The sequence below is a fragment of the Burkholderia sp. GbtcB21 genome (assembly GCF_019091065.1).
Classification (GTDB): domain Bacteria; phylum Pseudomonadota; class Gammaproteobacteria; order Burkholderiales; family Burkholderiaceae; genus Burkholderia; species Burkholderia pyrrocinia_C.
In genome coordinates, this window is record NZ_JAGXKA010000430.1 from 1 (window position 1) to 240 (window position 240).

The following is a 240-nucleotide window of genomic DNA, read 5'->3' on the forward strand; positions in this document are numbered from 1 at the left end:
CGGCACGGTCAGCGGCGACATCTTCGGCGACGAGCTGATGCGCAAGTGCGCCGAAGCGGGGCTCGACATGCGATTCATCCGGCAGGTCGGCCGCGCGCCGCTGCTCGCGATGGTCGTATCGAAGCAGCCGCCCCACTATTTCTTCATCGGCGGGAACAGCGCCGATCTCGCGTTCGATCCGGCGGACCTGCCCGCCGGCGCACTCGACACGGCCGAGGTCGTGCACATCGGCTCGCTCGG

At 69.2% G+C, this 240-nt stretch carries 1 pseudogene; it reads left to right on the plus strand.

The annotated features are described in order from the left end of the window. A pseudogene (locus KVT39_RS37280) lies at positions 1-240 on the plus strand (carbohydrate kinase family protein); the annotation flags it as partial.